Raw genomic sequence first — 17779 nt, 5'->3', positions numbered from 1 at the left:
TGTCGCCAAACTCACGTAGGCGGGTTCGCGCCAGAGCTCTAAAATTCAGTTACTTAACGGTAATTAGCGTCAGTATCACTGCGTCTTTGGAGCGTGAGAGACCGTGGCCGGATCGGCTGACTTCGACCTGTACCGCCCGTCCGAGGAGCACGACATGCTCCGTGAGGTCGTCCGGGCCCTGGCCGAGGCGAAGATCGCGCCCTACGCCGCCGCGGTGGACGAGGAGGCCCGCTTCCCGCAGGAGGCGCTCGACGCCCTGGTGGCCAACGACCTGCACGCCGTGCACGTCCCCGAGGAGTACGGCGGCGCCGGCGCCGACGCGCTCGCCACGGTCATCGTCATCGAGGAGGTGGCCCGCGCCTGTGTGTCCTCCTCGCTGATCCCGGCCGTGAACAAGCTCGGCTCGCTCCCCGTGATCCTCTCCGGCTCCGAGGACCTGAAGAAGAAGTACCTCGGCCCGCTGGCCAAGGGCGACGCGATGTTCTCGTACTGCCTCTCGGAGCCGGACGCCGGCTCGGACGCGGCCGGCATGAAGACCAAGGCGGTCCGTGACGGCGACCACTGGATCCTCAACGGCGTCAAGCGCTGGATCACCAACGCGGGCGTGTCGGAGTACTACACGGTGATGGCCGTGACCGACCCCTCGAAGCGCTCGAAGGGCATCTCGGCGTTCGTGGTCGAGAAGTCCGACGAGGGCGTCTCCTTCGGCGCCCCCGAGAAGAAGCTCGGCATCAAGGGCTCGCCGACCCGCGAGGTCTACTTCGACAACGTCCGCATCCCCGCCGACCGCATGATCGGCGAGGAGGGCACCGGCTTCGCCACCGCCATGCAGACCCTGGACCACACCCGCATCACCATCGCCGCCCAGGCCCTCGGTGTCGCCCAGGGCGCCCTCGACTACGCCAAGGGCTACGTCCGGGAGCGCAAGCAGTTCGGCAAGCCGATCGCCGACTTCCAGGGCATCCAGTTCATGCTCGCCGACATGTCCATGAAGATCTCGGCGGCCCGTGCCCTCACCTACCAGGCCGCCGCCGCCTCCGAGCGCGTCGCCGCCGGAGGTGAGGAGAAGGACCTTACCTACCTGGGCGCCGCCGCCAAGTGCTTCGCCTCCGACACCGCGATGGAGGTCACCACCGACGCGGTCCAGCTCCTCGGCGGCTACGGCTACACCCGCGACTACCCGGTGGAACGCATGATGCGGGACGCCAAGATCACCCAGATCTACGAGGGCACCAACCAGGTCCAGCGCATCGTGATGGCGAGGAACCTGCCGTAGCGGGACGGCGATCTCCCCGGCCCCCGGCGTGTTCGCCGGGGGCTGTCGTCATTGCGCGCTGGGCCGTAGGGCCGTAGGCCGACGTGCGGTGCCGCGGTGCGGGACGTAGGACGGAAGCAGACGGGGTCCGCCCCGGATCCCCACCGCCTCCGAGGAGGAGCCATGACCCAGTCCGGAATGATGCCCGCCATCAGCCAGCAGATGCAGGACTGCATCGAGGCCTGCATGAGCTGCCACAGCATGTGCGAGGAGACCATGAGCTCCTGCATGCAGCAGGGCGGTCAGGCGCAGATGCAGGTCATGCGCGCGCTCATGGACTGCTCCGAGGCGACCCGGATGTGCGCCGACATGATGATGCGGCGCTCGCCCATGGCCGGCGAGATGAGCGCGCTCTGCGCGAAGGTCTGTGACATGTGCGCCGAAGCGTGTATGTCCATGCCGGACGACCAGCAGATGATGCGCTGTGCGGAGGCGTGTCGCCGCTGCGCCGAGACCTGTCGCGCGATGGCGGGCGCCACGATGTGACCCGGCTGAGCTGAGCCACGCGTCAAGGGCACCCTCGCGGGTGCCCTTGCACCGTGTCCGCGCCGGCCGTCAGCTGCCTGCGACGGTGACCTTCTCGTCGTTGTTCAGTTCCTTGACGAGGGTCCTCACCTTCGCCTTGTCCCAGAGCAGGTTGCCGCCGGCCGAGCCGGAGATCGGCATGTTCATCGAGGTGCCGTCACCGCCGCTGACGCCCTTCATCGCCCAGAACATGGAGGCCAGGTCCCACAGCGACATGTCCTTGTCGACGATGAGGGAGTCCAGGCCCGCGCCCATGGTCGGGTAGAGCTTGAACGGGTTGAGGACCGTCGACGGGGTGGCCACCTGGTGGGCCAGGGCGGCCAGGAACTTCTGCTGGTTCTTGGTGCGCTGGAGGTCGGACGCGGCGAACGCGTGCCGGGTGCGCACGAAGGCCAGGGCCTGCCGGCCGTCGAGGGTCTGCTTGCCGGCCTTGAAGTCGGCGCCCGACCACTTGTCCTTGAAGCCCTTGTCGATGGTGATGTCGACCCCGCCGACCGCGTCCACGATGTCGGCGAAGCCCTGGAAGCCGATCTCCACGTAGTGGTCGATGTGCAGCCCGGTGTTGTACTCGACCGCGCGGACCAGCAGGGTCGGTCCGTCCTCGGCGTAGGCCGCGTTCAGCTTCTCGTGCCGCCCTCTGGCGGGATAGGTCTTCCCGGACGTCGAGCCCCGGTACGACGGTATCTGCACGTCGGAGTCGCGCGGCAGCGAGACCAGCGTGTCGCCGTTGCCGCCGACGTGCAGGATCATCATCGAGTCGGTGCGCTTGCCCTCGGCACCGCCGGTGTGCAGGTTCTTCTCGTCCTGCTTGGACATGCCCTCCCGGCTGTCGGAGCCGACGATCAGGTAGTTCGTGCCGTCGCCTCCCTCCGGCCGGTCGATGACCGTGGAGAGGTCCACCTCGCGGCGCAGCTTGGAGTCGGCCCAGAAGTAGGTGGCGACCGACGTGACGACCACCACGGTCGCCACCGTGATCGCCGTCCACTTGATCCGGCGCCGCCAGTTCGGCGCGGGGCGCGGGGCACGGCCGGCCGCCGCGCCGGGACTGCCGGGGCCGCGGCCGCCGGGGGCGCCGTAGACCTGGCCGGTGTTGTAGCCGTCGTCGTACGCGTCGTGGCCGCCGTCGTCGTGCCCCCGGCCGTCGACGTACGAGGGCTGCTGCGGCACGCCGGCCCCGTACGGCGGCGCCGACGGTCCCCGTCGTACCTGACGCATCACGCGCGCGCCCTCAGGCTGCGCGCCGGCACTGCCGCGTCCGTGGCGCGTGCCGCGGTTGTCGTCGGACCATCCCTCGGGCCAGTCATTCATGGGCCCCAGTGTGCAGGGCGCCGCCATGTGCTCCACAAGGGCTGTCGGAAAATCAGGGCGCCGCTGTTGCGAACCCGACACAAATTCCGCGAAGGGGGCTCGGCATAAGGTGGAGGGCATGACAGATCAGGCCACGGACAGGGAAACGGACATCCCGGGCAAGCCCACGTCCTCCTCGCGCACCACCCTCAGCCACATCATGACCCACAACGACACCAACCTGCTGGGTACGGTGCACGGCGGGGTGATCATGAAGCTGGTCGACGACGCGGCGGGCGCGGTGGCCGGCCGGCACTCCGGCGGTCCCGCCGTCACCGCGTCGATGGACGAGATGGTGTTCCTGGAGCCGGTCCGCGTCGGCGACCTGGTCCATGTCAAGGCCCAGGTGAACTGGACCGGCCGGACCTCCATGGAGATCGGCGTCCGGGTCCTGGCCGAACGCTGGAACGAGTCCGACCCGGCCACCCAGGTCGGCTCGGCCTACCTGGTCTTCGCGGCCGTGGACGCCGACGGCAGCCCGCGCCGGGTGCCGCCGGTCCTCCCCGAGACCGACCGCGACCGCCGCCGCTACCAGGAGGCCCAGATCCGCCGCACCCACCGCCTGGCCCGCCGCCGGGCGATCCGGGAACTGCGCGAGAAGCGCGCCGCGGAGGGCTTCGAGGACTAGCCACGGATCGGGCGCGCCGCCGGCCCCGCCGTCGTGCGCGCCCCGCTCCCGCGCCTACGGGTCCCCTCCCGCGCCTCGCTCCCGCGCCTACGGGTCCCCTCCCGCGCCTCGCTCCCGCGCCTACGGGTCCCCTCCCGCGTCCCGCTACGGCGTCCTACGCGTTTCCGGAGCAGACCACCTCGCTGCCCCGCACCGCGTTCTGCTCCGGTTGCCCCGGGTCCTCGAAGCGCACCTTGCGCACCTTGCGTACGTCGCCGAAGTCGGGTCCGGCGATCACCTTCAGCAGCGGGCCCTGGCCCGGGGCCGCGCGCAGCTCGCTGCCCGGCAGGGCCGCGGCGAGGGAGCGGGCGGAGCGGTCCCAGCGGGGGTCGTAGGAGATCACCGTGTGCCCGACGCGGGCGGGGGCGGTCACCGGCTGCCGGGTGGTGGCGAAACCGTTCGCCACGAGCGCGGCGTCGACCTGCTTGGCCAGCCCCGCCGTGCCGGAGCCGTTCTGCACCTGCACCCGGATCCGGTCCGGGGCCACCTCCACCGGCACCGGCGCCGGGCCGTGGTGCGGGCGGTCCGCGGTGAGCGGTTTGTCGTCGCGCAGCGCCTGGAACAGCTTGTCCGCCCTCGCCTGGTCCCATTTCAGGGTCGAGCCGATGCCCTTGACCTGGTAGTTCATCTGCGCGAGGGGAACGGTGGTGAACTCGGAGGACGACGGGGAGAAGTTCCGCATCGCACGGCCGAGGTCGAGCAGTTCGTCGGTGCCGAACCCCTCGTCGGCGCGGACCGAGCCGAGCACCGCACGGGTCACGTCCCGGAACCGCATCGGGTTCAGCAGCACCCCGGAGGAGGTCGCCTTCTCGATCAGCGCGGCCAGGAACCGCTGCTGCCGCTTCATCCGGCCCAGGTCGCTGGCCCCGTCGACGTGCCGGGCCCGCACGTACTGGAGGGCCTGCCCGCCCATGAGGGTGTGCGTGCCGGGCGGGAGGTCCAGGCCGGTGTACGCGTCCTTCAGCGGTGTCGGCGTGCAGACCTTCACCCCGCCGAGCACGTCCACGGTCCGCATGAAGCTGGAGAAGTCGACCTCCAGGTAGTGGTCGATCTTCACGTGGGTCATGCTCTCGACGGTGCGGATGGTCAGCTGGGGGCCGCCCTCGGCGTAGGCGGCGTTGAGCTTGACCGGGTGCGGCCCGTGGCGCTGACCGGAGTTCTGGTCGACGTGCGCGGGCATCTCGGCGTACGAGTCGCGCGGCAGGCTCACCACGGTGGCCCGCTCCCGGCCCTCCGCGATGTGCACGATCATCATGGTGTCGGTGCAGTGGCACGGCTGGCCGCCCAGCCGGTACGCGCGCCGCTCCCGCTCGCCGATCTTGTCGCGGCCGTCGGTGCCGACGAGCAGGACGTTCATGCCGTGGCCGGCCCGGGGGCGGTTCTTCATGTCCTTGAAGGCGTCGATCCGGGCGATGCCCGCGTCCAGGCTGCTGACGACCGCGTGCCCGATGCCGGCCGAGGCGAGCACCACGACCGAGAGGGTGGTCACCGCCCGCATGGCCCAGCGTGGCCGCCGGGGCGGCCGGACGGAGCGCATGGGCCGCTCGGGCGGGCGCGGCACACGGCGGGGTGGTTGCGGTCGGGACTGCGGACGCGCGGGCGACCGAGGCGGGCTGGGCAAGGGGGACACCTCCGGACGAGGCCGTACGTGGGATCCGTGAGCACAGTAGGGCGATACGATCTCCAGCCCGCTGTGCTGTCCCGGCGGCGCGCAACGCTGTCCCCCGTTCGCGGTAACGTGACTCTCCTATGAACGCCAAGCCCGACGTGCGGCTCCCCGCTGTGTCCGTGATCATGCCCGTCCTCAACGAGGAGCGGCATCTGCGCGGAGCCGTCCAAGCGATCCTCGCGCAGGAGTACCCCGGCGAGATGGAGGTCGTGATCGCCCTCGGTCCGTCCACGGACCGCACGGACGAGATCGCCGCCGAGCTGGTGCACGAAGACCCGCGCGTGCACACCGTCCCCAACCCGACCGGTCGCACGCCGGCGGCGCTGAACGCGGCGATCAAGGCCTCACGGCATCCGGTCGTGGTCCGCGTCGACGGCCACGGCATGCTCTCGCCGGACTACATCGCCACCGCCGTCCGCCTCCTGGAGGAGACCGGCGCGCAGAACGTCGGCGGCATCATGCACGCCGAGGGCGAGACCGACTGGGAGCACGCGGTCGCCGCCGCGATGACCTCGAAGATCGGCGTGGGCAACGCCGCCTTCCACACCGGCGGCCGGGCCGGCCCCGCCGAGACCGTCTACCTCGGTGTCTTCCGCCGGGAGGCCCTGGAGCGGCAGGGCGGCTACAACGAGGAGTTCATCCGCGCCCAGGACTGGGAGCTGAACTTCCGGATCCGTGAGGCGGGCGGGCTGATCTGGTTCTCGCCCGAGCTGCGGGTGTCCTACCGGCCGCGGCCGTCCGTGCGGGCGCTGGCGAAGCAGTACAAGGACTACGGCCGCTGGCGGCACGTCGTCGCCCGCTACCACTCGGGCTCCATCAACCTGCGCTACCTCGCCCCGCCGACCGCCGTGTGCGCGATCGCGGCGGGGATCGTGGTGGGCGCGGCCCTGACGCCATGGGGCCTGCTGGTCCCCGGCGGCTACCTGGCCGCGATCGCCGCGGGCTCCGTCCCGGCCGGCCGGGGCCTGCCCCTGAAGGCCCGGATACAGATCCCGGTGGCCCTGGCCACCATGCACATGTGCTGGGGCTGGGGCTTCCTCACCAGCCCCCGGTCCCTGGCGAGGAAGGTCATCGCCTCCCGGCGGCCGGCCGTCCTCGACGCCGCCTGACCGGCCGGACGCCATGCGGCGCCCCACCCACCGGGAGGGGCGCGCGACGGGGCCCCACCCCTTCCGGGAGGGGCCCTTGGCCGTTCATCCGGCTACCACCGGTACACGCTGTACACCGGCATGCACGACTTCGTGTCCGAGCCGTTGACCGCGTCGGAGTTGTCGGGCAGGTCGCCCGCCTCCGGCTCGGACTTGCCGGGGTAGGAGGTGCCCGTGCGCCAGTCCGCGCCGACGACGAGCGTGACCCCCGAGACATCGGTCGACTTCTGCACCGCGCTCACCGGGATGCCCAGCGCCGCGGCCAGGGCCTGCGCGTCGCCCTCCAGGTCGGCGCTCGGGTACCGCACGGCCGTCCTGTCCTCGGCCAGGCTGCCCGAGGTGTCGGCCTGGGCCCGGGCGTAGCCCTTGCCCACGAGCGTCCGGGCGATCTCCGAGGCCCGCTGCGGTACCGCGGCCTGCGTGGCGGTCCGGGTGGCGTTGCGCACCAGCACCCCGAGCCGGCCCGCCTCGACCGACGGCTGCCTGGCCGGCTTGGCGTCCTTCGCGCCCTTGGCGCCCTTCTTCGCACCGGACTTCCCGCCGTTCTTGTCGAACGCCACGTCGTCCTGGAGCATCTGCCACATCTTGTCGGCGTTGGGCTTGTCCGGCACGACGTGGTTGCCGTCCAGCGGGTCCTTCAGGTTGGGCATGGTCACCGAGGTGATGCGGTCGGCCGGCACCGACTTCAGCTGCATGCCGAGGTCGTAGAGCTTCTTGACCGTACCGATCTCCTCGGACACCTTCAGCGACTTGGTGGCCGCCTCGGCCAGGTCCATGAGGCGGCCGGTGTCGGTGAACACGTTCTGCTTCTTCAGCGTGCGCATCATCGAGTTCAGGTACATGTGCTGGGCGCGGGCGCGCAACAGGTCGTCGCCCCAGGCGTGCCGCGTGCGCAGCCACTGGAGGGCCTGCTCGTGGTAGATCTTGTGCGTCCCGGCCCGCAGCTTCAGTCCCGACCCGCCGGGCACGTCCCGCGTCGGGCGGTCCCACACGTTCTGCTTCACGCAGACCTCGACACCGCCGATGGCGTCCGCCATCCGCACCACACCCGCGAAGTCGATCGTCATCCAGTGGTCGATGTAGACCCCGGTGAGGTTCTCCCAGGTGAGCAGGGTGCAGCCGGCGCCGCCGCGGGCCAGGGTGACGTTGATGATGTCGTTCGTCGGCGGATACCGCTTGCCGGTCGCGGGGTCCTTGCACTCGGGGATGTCCACCCGGGTGTCCCGCGGGATGCTGACCATGGCGGCGCTCTTGCGGTCCGCGGAGAGGTGGATGAGCATCTGCACGTCCGCGAGCGGAGGGTCACCGGCGTGGTCCCTGCTGCCGCCGAGCTTCACGTTCTCCGCGCTGTTGCGGCTGTCCGAGCCGATCAGCAGGATGTTCAGCGGGGTCTGACCGGCCGCGTTCGGCTCGGTCCGGTGCGCCTTGGAGTCGTCCCCGTTGGCGCGCGCCCCTTTCTTGATGTTGCCGTTGAGATGCTGGTAGTACACGTAGCCGGCGCCAGCCGTGCCGAGTATCACCACCGCCAGCACGGTCGCCGACCAGCGCATGGCTCGCCGTCTGCGCCGTCTCGGTTCGGTCTTCGGACCACCGCTCCGCCGCCTGCCGCCGCGCCGGCCCCGCCCCGCCGACGCGTCCGCGGTCCGCGGCGTGAGCGACTTCGCGTCCTCGACCGCGGCGGACCGTCCGCGCACCTCACTCTGCGCCAACTCCCTGCCCTCCCCACCCCTTGCGCCGGGCAACGGACCCGCCCCGCGTCCGGTTAGACGCACGACGGGCCCGTCGGGTTACCTACGAGGCGCACTTGACCTTGTCTGCCGTGGACTTGTCGACCTCCGGCGCCTTGGACGGCACCGTGAGGGAGACTCCCGCCCCCTTGAAGTCCTTGCCCAGGGTCAGCGTCATCGCCGGCAGCCCCTGGGAGTTGGTCACGCTCTTGCCCGGCTTCAGCGCCGACCCGGACATCCCCATGAGGGCGGCCAGCCGGCGTGCCTGGGCCGCCTGGCCGGGGGCGTACTCCAGCGTCGTCCGGTCGGCCGGCGCCGGGGCGTTGCCGTCGTTCTCCGACCTGGTCACGCCCTCGTCGTTCTGGAGCCAGTTGAGCACCGCCTGGGCGCTGCCGGTGACGGCACCGCCGTTGAGGATGCGCACCCGCACCTCGGAGGCGGGCGCCTTGCTGCCCTTGAGCCGGGCGGCCTGGGCGTCCTTCGCGGCCTTCTGCTTCTTCTTCACGTCGCTGAAGGAGACGTCGTTGCGGACGGCGTCGAAGACCGCGGGCGCCTTCGCCTCGTCCAGGACCACGGTGGCATGGACCTTCTCCGCCGGGTTGTCCTTGACCGGCACCGTGGTGAAGGTCAGGTTCTTCGGGTTGAGCTTGCCCAGCTCCAGGCCCAGGTCCTTCAGCTTGCCGATGCTGTCCAGCTTGTCGTCCACCGTCAGCGCCTTGGTGCCGGCCTCGGCCAGCTTCAGCATCTTCGTCGGGCTGGTGAGCGTGGAGTTGCCCTTCAGCTTGCGCATCAGCGCGCCCAGGAACTGCTGCTGGAGCCCGATCCGGCTCAGGTCACCGCCGAAGCCCACGGAGTGCCGGGTGCGGACGAACGCCAGCGCCTGCTCACCGGAGATCGTGTGGGTGCCCTTGGACAGCTTCAGGTGCGAGTCGGCGTCGTCGATGTCATGGGCCAGGCAGACGTCGACGCCGTCGACCGCCTCGGTCAGCGTCTTGACCGCGTTGAAGTCGGCGACCATGAAGTCGTCCGGCGTGATGCCGGTCAGTGCCGTCACCGTGCGCATGGTGCAGCTGGGCGTGCGGTCGTCCTGCCCGAGACTCTGGTTGAAACGGGCGCCGGTCGAGCCGGGGATGACCTTCCGGGTGCCGTCCGCCTGCTGCGTCGGGCAGTCCGGGATGTCGGTGATCAGGTCGCGGGGGATGCTCAGCGCGGTGGCGTTCGACCGGTCCTTGGACAGGTGCAGCAGGATCGTGGTGTCGGCGTGCCCGACGCTGCCCGAGTCGCCGTAGCCCTCGTTGCCCTTGCCGGTGCGCTTGTCGGTGCCGATCAGCAGGATGTTGATCGCCTGATCCTTGCTGAAGCCGCCGGTGCTGGCGCCGTCGTCCGACAGGGACGTGATGTTGCCGTTGAGGTGCCTGATGTACAGGTAGCCGGCGGCCGTCGCCGCGACCAGCACGAAGGCCATGCTCCCGCCGGTCCACAGCAGGATCTTCCTCGTCCTCGACTTCTTCTTCACCGGGCGCCGGGCCGCGCGCCGCCCCTGGGGCGGCTCAGGCTCAGGCTCAGGCTCACCGCCCCGGCGCCGCGCCGAGCGCGGCTGCGGCACGTCGGTGCCGCGCGTGCGGGGCTCCGGCCGGGTCTCGCCGGCCGGCTGCCGGGTATGTCCGCCCGCCGCGCGACCGCCGTCACGGGGAGAGGGGCGACGCGGTCCGGGGACCGGCGACTGCGCTGGGGAAGGAGTCAGTCGCAGTTCGTATTCGCCGGTGTTCGGATTGAGTACCCACTGGTCTGCGGGGTCGATGTTGTCCGCCCGCCCACGGCCTTGCGCGTCCACGGTTGTCCGAATCCTCCGTCGGGGCCACGCGGCGCCTTCCCCCTGCGGCGCTCGGGTCTCGGTGAAACAGTGCACGACCCAGGTCGGACCTCGCGGCCAGGTGCACCGGATCGCTCACACTATCCGCCCAGTTCAGCGTCGGGCGACGCCGGTGACAAATTCCACCTCCCTACAACCGGGCAATCCCCCTCATTCTCCGAACGGAAGGCCGTTGTCTTGGTAAGCGCCTTACTCACAGGTGTGTTCGGCGGCGGTGTTCCCGCGGAAGGTCGGCACCGGTGAGGGGTCGCTCTTGCCGTCCTTCCCCGCGTCCTTCCCTGTGTCCTCGCTGTGCGCGTCCCGGGTCACCGCGACCGGCCGGTCGGCCCGCAGCCGCGCGAACAGCCGCTCGGCCGAGGGCTCCACGAGCTGGTCACGGTTGGAGTCGTAGACGTACGCCTCTCTCGGTACGGTCAGGAACTGCACCCGCTCGGTGGGGATGTCGCGCAGCCCGCGCACCAGTTGGTACAAACCGCGCAGACTCGCCAGTTCCGGGTCGGTGGTCAGCGACGACGTCGCCGCGTCCAGCACCGGATACAGCTTCACCGGGTTCAGCAGGACGTCGGTGCCGCGCACCTTGCTGACCAGCGCCCCGAGGAACCGCTGCTGCCGTTCCATCCGCTCGGTGTCGCTGCCGTCGCCCAGCGTCTTGCGGGCGCGCACGTACCCGAGTGCCTGCTCCCCGTCGAGCGTGACCTCCCCGGCGGGCAGCTTCAGCTTCGCCGCCTTGTCGTCGACGGGTTCCCGCAGGCACACCTGGACGCCGTCGACCGCGTCCACCATGTCCTTGAACCCGCTGAAGTCCACGACCATGTGATGGTCGACGCGGATGTCCGTCAGCTTCTCGACGGTACGGATCGTGCAGGCCGAACCGCCCACCTGGAAGGCGTGGTTGAGCATCGCGAACACCGGGTCGCTGCGGGTGCCGTCCGGCTGCCGGCAGCCGGGGACGTCCACCATCAGGTCCCGGGGGAGCGACACCGCGGTGGCGCTGCCCCGGTCGGCGGACAGATGCAGCAGGATCGTCGTGTCCGACCGCTCACTGCCCAGGTCCCGCCCGTACCTGCCGTTGTCCTGCCCGGCCCGCGTGTCCGACCCGATCAGCAGGATGTTCTGCGCGTCCCGCACCAGCGCGGTGGGCCGTTCCCGCTCGTAGAGCGCCAGCTCGGCGGCCGCCGCGTCGTCGGCGGTGATGTTGGCGCTGAGCTTGGCGTAGACGGCCCATCCGGCCCCGCCGGCCAGGGCGGCGAGCACGGCGGCCCCCAGTGCCGAGTAGCGCAGCCAGCGCCGCCGCCGGCGCCGGGACAGCCCGTCACCGGTGGCGGAGGCTCCCGGACCGGGACCGAGGGACCTGCCTGCGGTGTCGGTCACGGTGGGGCCACCCCCTCATGGCGTACGAGCGTCACGTCACGGCCTGCTCCTACGACCATGGCGGGGGCCGGGGCGGGAGGCGCCCTGTGCTACGCCGATCGGGGGAACGGCCGGGCCCGGGCTTTCGGGCCGTCCGGGGCCCGCGGCCCACTCGGTCCGGGCCCACTCGGTTCGGGCCCTGTCGGTTCGGGCCCTGTCGGTCCGGGCCCTCCCGGTCGCGGCTCTACCGGTCCCGCCCCGGGCGCGGTTCTACCGCCGGACCGCCGTCACCCTCTCGCTCTCCACCCGCTCCGCGAGACGGTCCTCGTCCACACGTTCCAGATGCCGGCACAGCACCACCGACCCCCCGACGGCCAGCGGCGCGTACAGCCCGGCGCTGAGCCCCTCCCAGGTGTCGTACGGCAGCCCCGACAGCAGTCGCGCCCCCGGCCCCGTCAGACCCAGCGACGGCGCCTGCGCCGAGGCCCGCTCGACCACCTCCGCCGCGCTGAACTCCCGCCCGGCGACGATGAGCGCCGGCTCCTGAGGATCCACCGGCGCGAACGGGGCGAACCGGTCTCCTTGCCCCGGCACCTCCACGGCGTAGTCGGCGAAGCCCTCCGGCGTCCGCGGGAACCGCCCGCCCAGGGGCCGCAGCGCCAGCGCCACCCGCTCACCCCGGCAGGCCCGCGCGGCCTCCAGGGAGTCGGGGCCGCTGACGACGACGTCGGCCGCCGCCGGATCCCCCGCGACGTCGGCCACCGCGCCCACCGAGGAGCACGCCAGCAGCCACACCGCCGTCTGCCAGTGCGCGGGCAGCAGGAGCGCGACCCGGTCACCGGGCCCGGCGGCGAGGTCGCCCTGAAGGAGGTTGGCGGTCTTGGCCACCCAATTGGCGAAGGTGGCCACGGACAGTTCGACGCGTTCGCCCGTGGCGTCGTCGTAGAAGGTCACCAGCGGGCGGCCGGGATCCGCGGCGAGCGCGGAAGTCAGCAGGTCGGCAGGGGTGCGATCGGTGGCGTTCACCCGGCACAGGGTACGCGCGGGCCGGTGCGGGCACCGCGTGCCGAGGCCGGCGGTCCGGCGGAACGGCGGCCACCCGCCGGACCCCGCAGCCCCTTCACAGCAACCCGATGTCCACCCGGGGCATCTTCGGCACCCGCCGCCCCGGCACGCACCCGCTCAGCAGAATCAGCCGAGCCGCCCGATGCCGTTGCCCGGCATACGGTTCCAGCAGCCGCAGCATCACGGAGTCGTCCGCCTCCCGGTCCCCGGCCAGCGCCCACCCCACGATCCCCGGCAGATGCAGATCCCCCACCGTCACCGCGTCCGCCGCCCCGTGACTGCGCTGCACGACCTCGGCCGACGTCCACGGCCCCACCCCCGGCACGACCTCCAGCCGCGCCCGAGCGGCCTCCGCCGGCATCCCGACCGCCTGCTCCAGCCGCGCGCCGACCCGCACGGCCCGCAGGATCGTGGACGCCCGCTTGTCATCGACCCCGGCCCGGTGCCACTCCCAGGAGGGAATCAGCGCCCACGTCCGCGGCGCGGGCATGACGGACATCGGCCGTTCCCCCACCCCCGCGGGCCCCGGCGCGGGCTCCCCGAACCGCCGCACGAGCAGCCGCCACGCCCGGTACGCCTCGTCCGCGGTGACCTTCTGTTCCAGCACGGACGGGATCAGCGACTCCAGCACCAGCCCGGTCCGGGTCAGCCGCAGCCCCGGCCGCCGGTGCCGCGCCAGCGCCACCAGCCGGTGCCGCGGCACGAAGGCGCCGGGATCGTCGGCGGCACCGAGCAGCTCCGGCAACTGCTCCAGCAGCCACTCGGCCCCGGGCCCCCACGCTTCGCCGAGCACCTCACCGCCGTACGCGCGCACCCGCAGCGTGCCCGGCCCGGCGGGCGTACGGGCGGCCCGCCACACGGACCCGTCCGCCGTGGCCCGGAACGTCGGGTCGGCGGGCCCGCGCCGGAGCGGTCCGAGGACGAGCCCGAGGTCGACGGGGCCGTCCGGCACCCACCGCCGTACCCGCATCGGCGCGCTCGCCTGCCGCGGTACCCCGGCCCCGGCGCCCGCGGGTACGGCGGCATGCCCGCCGCGTACGGTCGTACGCGTGGGGCGCTGGGGAAAACGTCCTGCCACTGGGGGGTCCTAGAGCTGCCGGGGCTGTCCTAAGAGACTAGGCGGTGTCCGGCCCGCTCACCGCACCTCGAGGAACGCCCCGGCGTCCCGCTGCGGACGCGGTGCCGGCTCCCCGGCCGGATGGCCGACCGCCACCGCGCCCATCGGGTCCCAGCCGGCCGGCAGGTCCAGCACCTCGCGCACCACGTCCCGGCAGAACATCGTGGACGACACCCACGCCGAGCCCAGCCGTTCCCCGGCCAGAGCGACCAGCAGGTTCTGCACGCCCGCTCCCATCGCGACGACGAACATCTCCCGCTCGGCGCCGTCCCGCCGCGCGTCCCCGTACGTGTGCGAGCCGTCCATGACGAGGCACGGCACGACGAGGCAGGGCGCGTTGCGCAGCACGTCCCCGCGCCGGACCCGCCGGGCGACGGACTCCTCGCTCTTGCCGTCCCCGCGCAGGTCGGCCACCCAGGCGTCGCGCATCGCGTCCAGCAGCCGGGTCCGGGACTCCGCCGACTCCAGCAGCACGAACCGCCACGGCGTGGTGTGGTGCGGGGCGGGCGCGGTGACCGCTGCGGCCACCGCGCGGCGTACCGCGCCGGGGTCGACGGGCTCGTCGGTGAACGCCCGGACCGTGCGCCGCTGGGTCACCGCCTCCCGGACCGCCTCCGAGGTGCCGAGCCGGAACATGTCGTCCCGCGCGGTGCGCACCAGCGCCCGCGCGCCTTCGGCACCCTCCTCGCTCCCGGTACCGTCCTGGCCGCCCGTGCCGTCCAGGGCATCGGTCACCAGGTGCGGGAGGCCACGCACCACGGCCACGGGCCGGCCGGCCGTCTTGCCCTTGACCAGGTCGCCGGCGGCGGCCAGCTCGTCCGCCGTGGCGACGACGGTCGAGTTGAGCGGGTTGCCGTGCGCGTCCGTGCCGCCGCGCAGGTCGTCCAGCACGCGCACACCGGCCGCGCCGATGGCCACGTCCGTCAGCCCGGCGCGCCAGGGTCGCCCGAAGGTGTCGGTGACGACGACACCGACGTCGACGCCGAGGGTGTCGCGCAGGCCGGCGCGGATCGCGCGCGCGGACGCGTCCGGGTCCTCGGGCAGCAACAGCACCGTCCCGGCGGGGGTGTTGGAGGCGTCGACCCCGGCGGCGGCCATGACCAGGCCCTGCCGGTTCTCCACGATGCGCAGCGCGCCGCGCCGGGCCACCACCCGGACGGTCTCGGCGTCGATCGCGGCCTCCCGGTCGGCCGCCCGGACGATCCGGCCCTCTGCCTTGGACACGATCTTGGAGGTGACGAGCAGCACGTCCCCGTCGGCCAGGCGCGGCTCGGCCGCGGCGATCAGCTTGGCCAGGTCGTCGCCCGGCTGCACCTCGGGGATGCCCGGCAGGGCCCGGACCGAGTACTCCGGGCGCTCCTGCCCGGGCCGCTCCTCGCTCACGCTCCCCGCACCTCCTCGGCCAGCGCCAGCGCCTCCCGTGCCATCTGCGCGGTCGCCTCCGGGCCGGTCATCATCAGAGGCACGGCCCGGCAGCGGATGCCGTCGGCCTCGACCCGCTCCACCACGCCGGCGTCCACGGTGTCGACCAGCCAGCCGTCCAGCAGGCCGGAGCCGTAGTGCTCGGCGACCGCGGCGGCCGTGGACTCCACGCCGACCGCGGCGAGCACCTTGTCGGCCATCCCGCGCACGGGCGCGTCACCGACGATGGGGGACAGGCCGACCACGGGCACGCCCGCGTCGGCGATGGCCTCGCGGATGCCGGGCACGGCCAGGATCGTGCCGATGGACACGACCGGGTTGGACGGCGGGAAGAGGATGACGTCCGCCGCGGCGATGGCCTCCAGGACGCCCGGGGCCGGCTTGGCCCGCTCCGCGCCGACCGGGACGACGGCCTCGGCCGGGACGGAGGCGCGCAGCCGCACCCAGTACTCCTGGAAGTGGATCACCTTTCGTTCGCCCTCGCCCGCGGCGGAGCCGCTGCCGGGCAGGGTGACGGCCACGTGCGTCTCGACGCGGTCGTCGGTCATCGGGATCAGTTTCACGCCCGGCTGCCAGCGGTCGCACAGCGCCTCGGTGACCGCGCTCAGCGGGTAGCCGGCGCCGAGCATCTGCGTCCGCACGATGTGCGTGGCGAAGTCCCGGTCGCCCAGCCCGAACCACTCGGGCCCGACGCCGTAGGCCGCCAGCTCCTCCTTCAGGTGGAAGGTCTCGTCGGCCCGCCCCCACCCCTGCTCCTCGTTGATGCCGCCGCCCAGCGTGTACATCACCGTGTCGAGGTCCGGGCAGACCTTCAGCCCGAAGAGATGGATGTCGTCGCCGGTGTTGCCGATGACCGTGACGTCCGCGTCCGGCGCGGCCCGCTTCAGACCACGCAGGAAACGGGCACCACCGATGCCGCCTGCCAGAACCACAATGCGCATGGGGCAAGTCTCGCAGGCGGGTACGACAACGCGTCAGGCAGTCACCGGACGCGGCGCCGACGGATTTCGGGCAGCCGGGTTCCCGGCGACCGGGTTCCGGCCGGGCGTCAGGCGGCCACGGGACGCGGCCCGGGGCGCGCCTCGCAGTGCGGGGAGCCGTGCATCGGCATCTCGGTCAGCCCCGGGAAGTACACGTGCAGGCTGACGGCAGGCTCCAGCGTGTCGTTGACGACCTCGTGGACGTATCCGGGTGCGAACACCCGTCCCCACTCCCCGCCGCCTCCGTGCGGCGTGCTCGCCGTCAGCGCGCGCGTGCCGTGCTCGGTGCGCTCGGTGAGGGCGCCCTCCAGGACGGTCAGCACGCCGGAGGAGCGGCCGTGGTCGTGCCGCCCGCTGCCCTGTCCGGGTACCCAGGACAGCAGCCACACCTCGTAGCCGGGGCCGGTGCGCAGCCGGTGGTACCAGCGGGTGGTGGCGTCGTAGCGGACGAGGTGGGCCCACTGGGTGCGGTCGGCGGCGATCGAGCGCGCGAGTCCCACGAATTCGGCGATGGTGGCCGGGTGCTCGCGCGGCGGCTGGAGCAGGTGCGGGACTTCGAGGATGTCGCCGGCGATCTGGAGGTCGTTGTCGCTGTTCATCGGGATGCGGTGGTCCTCGGTGAAGGAGTGGGGGGCTGGAGCCGGGGTGTGGAGCCGGGTGACGCGTGCGGTCCGTCCGGGTCACGGGCGGGCGGGTGCCCCGGTGCGGGATCACGGAGCGGGGAACGCGGCCGAGCCGGGATGGACTCGGGGACAGCCGGAGCGGGCTGGGCTCAACAGCTGGGACAGCAACAACAGCTACAGCGCGCGCGGGCGGCACCGAGGGACCCGGCGGAGCGGGTCGAGGCGGGCGCCGAGTTCGCGAGCATGCCCACTAGGACACCGGGTCACACCCGCACTGTCAACTCGTCGCCCGGTATGTGGGACATGTTTCACCTCATCCGGTTCTTCTGGCAGGTGAAAGGTTTGTTCACCGGGATGGCGGGACACATGGGGCACATCCGAGCGCTCGAGCCTCACGGAACGCGATCGAACACGGGGACGTCCTTCTCCGTACAGACAGGTGTACGGCTTTCGGCCACCTCGTGGGTCCCGTCTGCATGGCCAGGTTTATGCCTATTTGAACACTTTCCGCACGGCCTTGGTTCCGCAGAGTGAATAACGGGCCCAATAGCAGATCTCGGCTTGACTCGCCCGGAGCAGCACACTTGTAATTTCACTCGTGTCGTTCAGCCGGAATCGGTAACGGCCACGCACGGGGACGTGAAAGACGGACGAGGGGCGCACATGACCGAGCTGGTGCAGCAACTGCTGGTCGACGACGCGGACGAGGAACTCGGCTGGCAGGAGCGCGCGCTGTGCGCCCAGACCGACCCCGAGTCCTTCTTCCCCGAGAAGGGCGGCTCCACCAGAGAGGCCAAAAAGGTCTGTCTCGCCTGCGAGGTCCGCTCCGAGTGCCTCGAGTACGCCCTCGCCAACGACGAGCGCTTCGGCATCTGGGGCGGCCTGTCCGAGCGGGAACGCCGCCGGCTGAAGAAGGCCGCGGTCTGAGCACAGCCGCGCGTACGGCCGCAC

General features: G+C 72.1%; 15 protein-coding genes. 5 read left to right on the top strand and 10 right to left on the bottom strand.

Going from position 1 to position 17779, the window contains the following annotated elements; all coding sequences use genetic code 11:
• The first annotated feature begins 103 nt into the window (after positions 1–103).
• Both ACGFT1_RS21085 and ACGFT1_RS21080 read left to right on the top strand, forming a co-directional pair.
• A complete protein-coding gene (locus ACGFT1_RS21085) occupies positions 104–1276 on the top strand; it encodes an acyl-CoA dehydrogenase family protein (RefSeq protein ID WP_373910479.1) in 1173 nt (390 codons plus the stop codon).
• 162 nt (positions 1277–1438) lie between these two features.
• Positions 1439–1801: a four-helix bundle copper-binding protein gene (locus ACGFT1_RS21080; protein ID WP_373910478.1), complete on the top strand. Its 363-nt coding sequence runs from the start codon at positions 1439–1441 to the stop codon at positions 1799–1801.
• Between the two features lie 69 nt (positions 1802–1870).
• On the opposite strand, the gene ACGFT1_RS21075 is transcribed toward ACGFT1_RS21080, so the two are convergent.
• Positions 1871–3148, bottom strand: a complete 1278-nt coding sequence (locus tag ACGFT1_RS21075) for an LCP family protein (RefSeq protein ID WP_373910477.1) — start codon at positions 3146–3148, stop codon at positions 1871–1873.
• Positions 3149–3266: 118 nt separating this feature from the next.
• On the opposite strand from ACGFT1_RS21075, the gene ACGFT1_RS21070 reads away from it, so the two are divergent.
• A complete protein-coding gene (locus ACGFT1_RS21070) occupies positions 3267–3815 on the top strand; it encodes an acyl-CoA thioesterase (protein ID WP_361986785.1) in 549 nt (182 codons plus the stop codon).
• A gap of 154 nt (positions 3816–3969) precedes the next feature.
• Here ACGFT1_RS21070 and ACGFT1_RS21065 read toward each other — a convergent pair whose 3' ends face one another.
• Positions 3970–5352 (bottom strand): LCP family protein, encoded by a 1383-nt coding sequence (locus tag ACGFT1_RS21065; RefSeq protein WP_373910476.1) that lies wholly within the window; start codon positions 5350–5352, stop codon positions 3970–3972.
• 251 nt (positions 5353–5603) lie between these two features.
• Between ACGFT1_RS21065 and ACGFT1_RS21060 the strand changes: the two genes are divergently transcribed.
• A complete protein-coding gene (locus tag ACGFT1_RS21060) occupies positions 5604–6632 on the top strand; it encodes a glycosyltransferase family 2 protein (RefSeq protein ID WP_373910475.1) in 1029 nt (342 codons plus the stop codon).
• Positions 6633–6724: 92 nt separating this feature from the next.
• On the opposite strand, the gene ACGFT1_RS21055 is transcribed toward ACGFT1_RS21060, so the two are convergent.
• From ACGFT1_RS21055 to ACGFT1_RS21020, 8 genes are all read right to left on the bottom strand, one after another.
• Positions 6725–8380, bottom strand: a complete 1656-nt coding sequence (locus ACGFT1_RS21055) for an LCP family protein (protein ID WP_373910474.1) — start codon at positions 8378–8380, stop codon at positions 6725–6727.
• An 82-nt stretch (positions 8381–8462) separates the two neighbouring features.
• A complete protein-coding gene (locus ACGFT1_RS21050) occupies positions 8463–10232 on the bottom strand; it encodes an LCP family protein (RefSeq protein WP_373910473.1) in 1770 nt (589 codons plus the stop codon).
• Between the two features lie 228 nt (positions 10233–10460).
• Positions 10461–11642, bottom strand: a complete 1182-nt coding sequence (locus ACGFT1_RS21045; RefSeq protein ID WP_373910472.1) for an LCP family protein — start codon at positions 11640–11642, stop codon at positions 10461–10463.
• A 249-nt stretch (positions 11643–11891) separates the two neighbouring features.
• Complete coding sequence (locus tag ACGFT1_RS21040; protein WP_373910471.1) at positions 11892–12647, bottom strand: TIGR03089 family protein; 756 nt, start codon at positions 12645–12647, stop codon at positions 11892–11894.
• A 94-nt stretch (positions 12648–12741) separates the two neighbouring features.
• Positions 12742–13764 (bottom strand): DNA-3-methyladenine glycosylase, encoded by a 1023-nt coding sequence (locus ACGFT1_RS21035; protein ID WP_373910470.1) that lies wholly within the window; start codon positions 13762–13764, stop codon positions 12742–12744.
• A gap of 57 nt (positions 13765–13821) precedes the next feature.
• The gene (locus ACGFT1_RS21030; RefSeq protein ID WP_373910469.1) at positions 13822–15186 is read right to left on the bottom strand and encodes a coenzyme F420-0:L-glutamate ligase; all 1365 of its coding nucleotides are present in this window, start codon (positions 15184–15186) and stop codon (positions 13822–13824) included.
• The gene (gene cofD / locus ACGFT1_RS21025) at positions 15183–16166 is read right to left on the bottom strand and encodes a 2-phospho-L-lactate transferase (protein ID WP_373910468.1); all 984 of its coding nucleotides are present in this window, start codon (positions 16164–16166) and stop codon (positions 15183–15185) included. Before cofD ends, ACGFT1_RS21030 begins: the two co-directional genes overlap by 4 nt.
• Before the next feature lie 107 nt (positions 16167–16273).
• Positions 16274–16804: a cysteine dioxygenase family protein gene (locus ACGFT1_RS21020; RefSeq protein WP_373910467.1), complete on the bottom strand. Its 531-nt coding sequence runs from the start codon at positions 16802–16804 to the stop codon at positions 16274–16276.
• A gap of 687 nt (positions 16805–17491) precedes the next feature.
• Between ACGFT1_RS21020 and ACGFT1_RS21015 the strand changes: the two genes are divergently transcribed.
• Positions 17492–17755, top strand: coding sequence for a WhiB family transcriptional regulator (locus ACGFT1_RS21015; protein WP_003975777.1), 264 nt, complete (start codon positions 17492–17494; stop codon positions 17753–17755).
• The last annotated feature ends 24 nt before the right edge of the window (positions 17756–17779 follow it).

Origin of the sequence: Streptomyces sp. Y20 (assembly GCF_043195475.1) — a bacterium.
Classification (GTDB): Bacteria; Actinomycetota; Actinomycetes; order Streptomycetales; family Streptomycetaceae; genus Streptomyces.
Note: the sequence above shows the minus strand (reverse complement) of the source record. Positions and strands in the feature narration are given on the sequence as shown.